Source organism: Fulvivirga imtechensis AK7, from assembly GCF_000331535.1.
Taxonomy (GTDB): Bacteria; Bacteroidota; Bacteroidia; order Cytophagales; family Cyclobacteriaceae; genus Fulvivirga; species Fulvivirga imtechensis.
Genome location: NZ_AMZN01000040.1, coordinates 90,115 through 98,525, shown reverse-complemented (window position 1 = coordinate 98,525; position 8,411 = coordinate 90,115). Strand labels below are relative to the sequence as shown.

The 8,411-nt window shown below is 40.9% G+C and carries 10 protein-coding genes; 5 read left to right on the top strand and 5 right to left on the bottom strand.

Annotation, left to right across the window (positions count from 1 at the left end):
- Positions 1–135 precede the first annotated feature (135 nt).
- The 5 genes from rfbB to C900_RS11800 form a co-directional block, all read right to left on the bottom strand.
- On the bottom strand, positions 136–1,161 hold the full coding sequence (gene rfbB, locus C900_RS11820) for a dTDP-glucose 4,6-dehydratase (RefSeq protein WP_009580107.1): 1,026 nt from the start codon (positions 1,159–1,161) through the stop codon (positions 136–138).
- Positions 1,158–2,030, bottom strand: a complete 873-nt coding sequence (rfbA, locus tag C900_RS11815) for a glucose-1-phosphate thymidylyltransferase RfbA (RefSeq protein WP_009580102.1) — start codon at positions 2,028–2,030, stop codon at positions 1,158–1,160. The genes rfbB and rfbA overlap by 4 nt, the downstream gene beginning before the upstream one ends.
- An 87-nt stretch (positions 2,031–2,117) precedes the next feature.
- A complete protein-coding gene (galE, locus tag C900_RS11810) occupies positions 2,118–3,152 on the bottom strand; it encodes a UDP-glucose 4-epimerase GalE (RefSeq protein ID WP_009580101.1) in 1,035 nt (344 codons plus the stop codon).
- Positions 3,152–4,399 (bottom strand): Vi polysaccharide biosynthesis UDP-N-acetylglucosamine C-6 dehydrogenase TviB, encoded by a 1,248-nt coding sequence (tviB, locus tag C900_RS11805; protein ID WP_009580100.1) that lies wholly within the window; start codon positions 4,397–4,399, stop codon positions 3,152–3,154. The genes galE and tviB overlap by 1 nt, the downstream gene beginning before the upstream one ends.
- Positions 4,399–5,421: an NAD-dependent epimerase gene (locus C900_RS11800; protein WP_009580099.1), complete on the bottom strand. Its 1,023-nt coding sequence runs from the start codon at positions 5,419–5,421 to the stop codon at positions 4,399–4,401. Before C900_RS11800 ends, tviB begins: the two co-directional genes overlap by 1 nt.
- Before the next feature lie 98 nt (positions 5,422–5,519).
- Between C900_RS11800 and C900_RS11795 the strand changes: the two genes are divergently transcribed.
- The 5 genes from C900_RS11795 to C900_RS11775 are packed head-to-tail and all read left to right on the top strand — an operon-like array spanning position 5,520 to position 8,398.
- Positions 5,520–6,359: a Wzz/FepE/Etk N-terminal domain-containing protein gene (locus C900_RS11795; protein ID WP_009580098.1), complete on the top strand. Its 840-nt coding sequence runs from the start codon at positions 5,520–5,522 to the stop codon at positions 6,357–6,359.
- Positions 6,359–7,021, top strand: a complete 663-nt coding sequence (locus C900_RS11790; RefSeq protein WP_009580097.1) for a heme exporter protein CcmB — start codon at positions 6,359–6,361, stop codon at positions 7,019–7,021. The genes C900_RS11795 and C900_RS11790 overlap by 1 nt, the downstream gene beginning before the upstream one ends.
- 12 nt (positions 7,022–7,033) lie before the next feature.
- Positions 7,034–7,693, top strand: coding sequence for a cytochrome c biogenesis protein CcsA (ccsA, locus tag C900_RS11785; protein WP_009580096.1), 660 nt, complete (start codon positions 7,034–7,036; stop codon positions 7,691–7,693).
- Positions 7,690–7,938, top strand: coding sequence for a CcmD family protein (locus C900_RS11780; protein WP_009580095.1), 249 nt, complete (start codon positions 7,690–7,692; stop codon positions 7,936–7,938). The genes ccsA and C900_RS11780 overlap by 4 nt, the downstream gene beginning before the upstream one ends.
- Before the next feature lie 49 nt (positions 7,939–7,987).
- Complete coding sequence (locus C900_RS11775; protein ID WP_009580094.1) at positions 7,988–8,398, top strand: cytochrome c maturation protein CcmE domain-containing protein; 411 nt, start codon at positions 7,988–7,990, stop codon at positions 8,396–8,398.
- The last annotated feature ends 13 nt before the right edge of the window (positions 8,399–8,411 follow it).

Genomic DNA, 8,411 nt, shown 5'->3' with positions numbered 1-8,411 from the left:
TCAGGCTGCTGTTTTTTACTGTAGAAAATAGCCAAACTAAAGAGAGACCTGACAGGTTTTCAAAACCTGTCAGGTCTGAAGATCAGCCTTAACCCTCCAAGGGTTTCAAACCCTTGGAGGGTTCTTCCCAAGTGGCTACTGCATCACCTCCGCATACTTCTTCAAGTACCAGTCAATAGTCAACCCAATGCCGGTATCAAAATTCTCATCTGCACTCCATCCCAATTCGTTTTCAATTTTAGAAGCATCAATGGCATACCTTCTGTCATGTCCGGCACGGTCTTTTACATAAGTGATCTGATCTTTGTAGGACGTGCCATCATTCTTAGGGTGTTTCTTATCTAAGATCCCACAGATGGTGTTTACTACTTCGTTATTGTTTCGCTCATTGCGCCCACCGATGTTATAAGTTTCTCCGGCTTTTCCTTTGTGAAAAACCAGGTCGATGCCCTTACAATGATCAAGCACGTACAACCAGTCACGAATATTCTTACCATCACCATAGATAGGAATATTTTTGCCTTGCAATGCATTACGTATGATCACCGGTATCAGCTTTTCATCATGCTGTTTGGGACCGTAATTGTTGGAGCAATTGGTAGTCACCACTTCCAGTCCGTAGGTATGAAAGTAGCTTCTTACAAGCATATCACTCGAGGCTTTGGACGCAGAGTAAGGACTATTAGGAGCATAAGGAGTTTCTTCTGTGAAATAACCAGTCTCTCCCAAAGTACCATACACTTCATCCGTAGAAATATGATGAAAACGGGCGCTTTCAAACTCCTTTTTCTTTTCAAAAGGGCTATTCATCCAATGCTTTCGGGCAACATCCAAAAGCGTAAACGTTCCGTTGATGTTGGTGTTGATAAATGCTTCCGGACCTTCGATGGAATTGTCTACATGGGATTCAGCGGCAAAATGAATGACGCCCTGAAAATTATATTTATCGAATAACTCTTCGATGAGCTTTCTATCACAAATGTCGCCCTGGACAAAGGTATACCTGCTGTTTCCTTCTACTTCTTTCAGGTTGTTCAGGTCCCCGGCATAAGTGAGCTTATCCAGGTTCACCACATGATATTCACTATGAGATTCCAGAAAATGAGGCACGAAATTAGAGCCGATAAAACCCGCCCCCCCTGTTATTAGGATATTTTTCATCTTTTTTCTTCTGCTATTTTAACCAGGTATTGTCCGTATTGATTTTTAAGTAGTGGCTGTGCTAACTCAACAAGCTCTTCTTTGCCAATGTATCCTTTTCTAAAGGCGATTTCTTCCAGGCAGGCTATCTTCAACCCTTGTCGTTCTTCAATAGATTGTACAAAATTAGAAGCCTGCAGCAAGCTGTGATGTGTTCCGGTGTCCAGCCAGGCCATACCGCGACCAAGAAGCTCTACCCGAAGCTTCCCTTCCTCAAGATACATGTTATTCAGGTCAGTAATTTCCAGCTCACCCCTGGGCGATGGTTTAATTTGTTTCGCTTTGTCAGCAACTGTGTTGTCATAGAAGTAAAGGCCGGTAACCGCGTAGTTGGATTTTGGTTCTTTAGGTTTCTCTACAAGCGAGACCACCTGGTTATCATCAGTAAATTCAACTACCCCATATCGCTCAGGATCCTTCACATAATAACCAAATACTGTTGCTCCCTCCTGAAGTGCTGCAGTCTGCACCAGCGTTTTAGAGAAGTTATAACCGTAAAAAATATTATCCCCTAATATCAAACAGCAAGAGTCATTGCCTATGAACTGTTCTCCGATAATAAAAGCCTGAGCCAGTCCTTCCGGAGCGGGCTGTATGGCGTACTGGAGATTCAATCCAATTTGCGAACCGTCTCCCAGCATATTTTTAAACGCCTGAGCATCTTCAGGGGTTGTAATGATCAAAATGTCTTTGATATTAGCAAGCATCAGCACCGATAAAGGATAGTAGATCATCGGTTTGTCATAAATAGGTAATAGCTGCTTCGATATTGATTTGGTTAGGGGGTATAGCCTTGTTCCGGAGCCCCCGGCTAATATTATTCCTTTCACGATTACTGTTTGTTAAATTATAATCAATTCTTCAACCGCAGAGGAGACAGAGGAGGCGCAGAGGCCTCAGAGCTGCTCTCCGGTTATTTAAATTGCTTTTTCTGCTAATTTCTGCTGCCAGTTCCAGGCATCTCTTAAGGAGTCTTCCAACGAAAGTTCTGTCTTCCATCCCAGCTCATCTTTGGCTTTTGAAACATCGGCAAATACTTTTTCTACATCTCCGCTTCTTCTGGCGCCTATTTTATAGTTCAGCTTTTCACCGGACACTTTTTCAAAAGTCTTCACTACCTCCAATACACTGTGCCCGTCACCAGTACCGATATTATAAACTTCTAAGTGCTTGGTTTTGTTACTTTTAATCATTTTCTCGAGAGCAGCAATGTGTGCTTTAGCCAAATCCACTACATGTATATAGTCCCTGATGCAAGTGCCATCCGAAGTATTATAATCATCGCCAAATATTGTCAGTTGTTCCCTAACCCCGGCAGCTGTTTGAGTGATAAATGGCACCAGATTATTCGGTACCCCCAATGGTAGCTCACCTATCAGCCCTGTGGGGTGTGCACCTATTGGATTGAAATATCGCAGTGATATTGCCTTGAAAGCTTCGCTAGCCTTGTAAAAATCACTGATGATATCCTCACAGATCTGTTTTGTTCTACCGTATGGAGATTCTGCCGGTTTAACGGGGGAGGATTCTGTCACAGGCAAGATATCCGGTTGACCATACACAGTGCAAGAGGATGAGAATACGAGGTTACTCAACTTAAATTCATCCATCACCTGAAGCAGGTTGACGGTAGACTGTACGTTATTGTGATAGTACTTCAGTGGATACTGCGATGACTCACCCACTGCTTTAAAAGCAGCAAAATGAATCACTCCTTTTATTTCACGGTGTTTCTCAAACACATCCTTCAGGAAAAAGTAGTCGTTACAGTCACCTTCTTCGACTTCTACCCTTGTGACAGTGAGCTTTTCGAGGTTTTGTATAACAAATTTTTCCGAATTGGAGAAATTATCTACAATTATCGGTGTATAGCCCGCGCTCACCAGTTCAACACAGGTATGAGAGCCTATATAACCGGCTCCTCCCGTCACAAGTATTTTCCCCTTTTGCATTAAAGCCTTGCAGTCACAATATTTTTATCAAGAAAACCTTTTATATCATAAATGGCAGTTGTGCCATTTGAAATTTCAGTAAAATCAATGTTTTTAAAAGCTTTGTGTCCTACGGCTAAAACTATTGCATTGTAAACCCGGTTGGGTTCATCAATAAGCTCGATACCGTATTCATGTTTTACCTCAGCCTTGTCAGCCATCGGGTCGTACACATGAACGTTAGCGCCAAAACCATCCAACTCCCGAATAACATCTATTACCCTGCTGTTCCTGATATCAGGACAATCTTCTTTAAACGTTACTCCTAACACAAGTATATCACTATTGTTTACGGGGTTATCCTTTTTTGTCATCAGTTTGATGACTTTACTGGCCACATACAATCCCATATTATCATTGATCCTTCTCCCCGATAAGATCACCTGAGGATGATAGCCAAGACTTTCGGCTTTATATGTGAGATAATAGGGATCCACACCGATACAATGCCCCCCTACAAGCCCTGGTTTAAAAGGAAGGAAGTTCCATTTGGTGCCTGCTGCTTCCAATACTTCGTGAGTATCAATACCTATTTTATCAAATATCATGGCTAGCTCATTAACAAAAGCGATATTCAGGTCGCGCTGAGCATTCTCAATTACCTTTGCAGCTTCAGCCACTTTTATCGATGAGGCTTTGTGTGTTCCTGCTGTAACTATTTTCTTGTAAAGTGTATCTACTTTCTCTGCAATTTCAGGAGTACTGCCGCTGGTAACTTTTTTAATAGTGCTTAGCCTGTGCTCCTTGTCTCCCGGATTAATCCTTTCCGGAGAGTAACCACAGTAAAAATCTCGATTAAATTTTAGTCCGCTTACTTGCTCAAGAATAGGTACGCAAACTTCTTCAGTACAACCCGGGAACACCGTAGATTCATAAATCACAATATCATCTTTGGACAAAACACTGCCAACAGTCTCACTGGCTTTTCTGAGTGGAGTGAGGTCTGGTGTTTTATACTGGTCGATAGGAGTAGGAACGGTAACAATGTATGTGTTGCACTCCCTTAAGTCTTTAAGATCGGAAGAAAATTTGAGTAGTTGAGCAGTTTTAAGCTCTTCTGACTCAACCTCCAATGTACGGTCAATGTTTCTTTGAAGTTCATCAATTCTGGCTTCATTAATATCAAAACCAACAACATCAATGATTTTTCCAAACTCAACAGCTAAAGGCAGCCCGACATACCCCAGACCAATAATTCCAATTTTCATCAGTGTACTTCTTTTATTTTATAATATTCTAAATACCAGTCTACAAAATTTTGAATCCCAATCTCAATAGACGTGTTAGGTTTAAAATCAACTTCTTTCATCAATGCATCTACATCAGCGTAAGTAGCAGGCACATCTCCCGGCTGGATGGGGAGCATGTTTTTCTCTGCTTTCTTGCCCAGAGCTTTTTCTATGGCCTCAATAAAGGCAGTAAGTTCCACAGGATTGTTGTTGCCAATATTATAAATTTTGTAAGGAGCAAAACTGTCTGCAGGATTGGGAGCATCGGAATCCCAATCCGGATTGCCTTTTGGAGCTTTGGGTACCAATCTGACAATGGCCTCTACAATATCATCTACATAGGTAAAATCTCTTTTCATTTTGCCATAGTTAAATACATCTATTGGTTTGCCCTCGATAATAGCTTTGGTAAATAAAAATAATGCCATGTCGGGGCGACCATAGGGGCCATATACGGTAAAAAACCTTAATCCTGTGGTGGGGAGGTTATAAAGGTGCGAGTAGGTATGCGCCATAAGTTCATTAGCCTTTTTGGTGGCGGCATACAATGACACAGGGTGATCCACATTGTGCTCAACGGAAAAGGGCATTTTCGTATTAGCACCATAAACTGAACTGGATGATGCGTAAATCAGATGTTTCGTTCCGTAGTGGCGGCATCCTTCAAGAATATTCAAAAAACCATCAATATTACTCTGTGTATAAGCTCTGGGATTAGTTAAGGAATATCTTACACCTGCCTGTGCAGCAAGATTAATTACATATTTGAATCGATGTTCGGCAAAAAGTTCATCAATACCTTCGTGATTGCAAAGATCTATCTTCTTGAACGTGAAATTTTCTTCTTTTGCTAAATCTTCTAGCCTTGAATTCTTAAGGTTAACATCATAATAGTCATTCAGGTTGTCGATACCTGTCACACTATAGCCCTGTTTACACAAAGCCTTGCTGAGATGATAGCCAATAAAACCTGCCGCTCCTGTTATTAAGATTCTAGTCATATCAATAAAAATTTGCTGCAAATGTAATAATATAAATATAGCATTAGAACTCTTAACTTTATTTTAATAAACTTGCATAAACTTTTATTAGTACAGGCATGGCTGAGAAATATAACGATGAAATAGATCTGACCGAATTATTTATTAAAGGGAAGAATATTTTATTTAGAAATAAACTCTTGATTACCAGCTTTTTTATTGGAGGAATTCTACTTGGGTTCTTATACTATAAATTAAAGCCTTCAGTATACCAAAGCGAGGTAGTGATCCGGTCAGGAATTTTAAACGAATCATTATTATCTGTCATTAATGAGAACCTAAACAAGCTCATTGAGGAAGATAACAACGAAGCTTTATCTTCTAAATTGAATATATCTTCAGAATTGTCCCAACAGGTGCTATCAATAGAAATTGAATCAACTGAAGAAGACGATGAGGAGGAGTCTTCATATTATGTTGTTACAATTAAGTCACTAGTGAACCACCGCTGGCCAGAGCTTCAGACTGGGATGATTCACTATTTATCCGCCAATCAATTTGTGAAGAAAAGGATCGATATTCGAGAAGAAAGGTTCAAAAATTACATAGCAAAACTGGATCAGGAAATAAAGGAGATTGACAGCTTAAAGCTAAGTTTGGGATCGGCTGAGAAGTACGGAAATGATAATGTAATTGTTATGAACCCTTCAGATGTCTATGCAACTTTGGTAAGGCTTTATCAGCAGAGACAAGAATACAAAGAAAGCCTTGAATTCAATGAAGCAGTAGAAGTGGTGGAAAATTTTGATGCTTACCAGCGTCCGGTAAGTCCACGTCCCGTATTTTCAATGGGTGTAGGAGGATTAATAGGACTCATTCTGGCTCTTTTCGTGGCTTTTGGTAAAGAACTAAACAGGTATATGCGCAGGTATGAAGAGACACACCCGACAGAGGGCTGATGAATAACCTGGTTTCTTTTATTAGAAAAGAAGTAACTTTAGAATGGCGCCAACGGTATGCCATTAACGGCATTCTTTTATACCTGGTCAGCACTATTTTTATTTGTTACCTCAGTTTCAATGTTAGGTCCAATCAGCTCAATCCCATTACCTGGAATGCTTTGTTTTGGATTATCCTGCTATTTACAGCTATCAATGCTGTTGCTAAGAGCTTTATCCAGGAAAAGGAGGGTAAATACCTGTACTACTATTGGCTGATCAGTCCGCAGACGTTGATCATTTCACGAATCGTGTACAATACATTGCTTATGCTGGTGCTGGCGTTTATCGGTTATGGGATGTATTCTTTAGTGCTTGGCAACCCTGTCGGTGATCCGGTATTATTTTTATTTAACCTTCTATTGGCGGCCGTTTCTTTTTCCTCGGCCCTAACCATGATCTCCGCCATAGCTTCCAAAGCTAACAATAACCAGACATTGATGGCCATTTTAGGATTTCCAGTGATACTTCCTATGCTGCTCATGGTGATCAAGATCTCAAAAAATGCGCTGGATGGAATTGCACGCGGGGAGAGCTATGATGAAATACTTACACTTCTGGCAATTAATCTCATTGTAGGGGCGGTTTCTTATCTCTTATTCCCGTATCTTTGGCGCAGCTAATTTTTTGGAGCTATGCGTAAAAATTGGTGGAAGTTTCTGACCATCGCCTTACTTTTTTATACGATCATTGCCGGCCTTCTGATGGAGGTTCCCCGACTGGTAATTCTTAATGAAACAATCCGTGCATTGTACTTTCATGTGCCTATGTGGTTTGGAATGATCATCATGTTGGGAGTTTCTGTGGTATACTCAATAAAATACCTGAGGAACCCCGAACAGAAACATGATGATACTGCTGTGGAATTTGCCAATGTGGGGATCATCTTTGGTGTGTTAGGTATCCTTACAGGAATGCTCTGGGCGCAATTTACATGGGGCGATTGGTGGAGTGGTGACCCGAAGCAGAATGCAGCGGCCATAGGGCTGCTGATCTACTTTGCCTATTTCATACTCAGAGGATCTCTCGACAATGTAGACCAAAGGGCACGAATTAGCGCCATATACAACATCTTTGCCTTTTCGGCTCTTATACCTTTGCTATTCATACTTCCCCGCTTGACAGATTCCCTGCATCCTGGTAGTGGAGGCAATCCCGGTTTTAATGCCTATGATCTTGACAGGCGACTGCGTATGGTGTTTTACCCTGCCGTACTGGGTTGGACACTCCTGGGGGTCTGGATGGCTTCTCTAAGGGTTCGTATTAAGAAAATAGAACATCAGTTAGATCTATGAAAAGACTTACAATTATATCGGCATTCATCCTTTCTTCACTCTTTGTTCAGGCCCAGGATAAGATCAAAATAGAGGAGAGCGATTATGGAAATGAGCAGGTGGAAATGGCAGATGAGTTTAGAAAAGAGGGCAAAATATATGTGCTTACAGGTGTCATTTGCCTGATCCTGGGTGGTATAATTGCTTATTTGCTGGTGATTGATAAAAAAGTGAGCAGGCTGGAGAAAGAGATAAAGAAACCCTGAACCATTTTGAAGATTACTTTGTAAAGAAGATGATTAAAATAATATAAATATGAAGACCTCTCATATCATCGGCATCATCATTATTGCGGTGGCCATCGGTATCATAATATCCACAGCAGGCGATGCCAGTTCTTATGTAACATTTGATCAGGCCTATGCAATGGCTTCAAATGGTAATGGAAACAGTATTCACGTAGTGGGCGAGCTGAAAAAAGACCACCAGGGACAGGTTGTAGGGATCAGTCCAACGGCAGATAAATTATCATTCACTTTTCTTATGGTGGATGAAAATAACAAAGAGCAGCAAGTATTTTATAATGAACCTATGCCACCTGATTTTCAGCGATCAGAGAAGGTGGTAGTGATCGGCTCTTATCATGATGATCTTTTTGTCGCGGATAAAATATTAATGAAATGCCCTTCTAAATATCAGGAGAACACCGTGAGTGCGGAAATGTAGCTGATATTTTAAA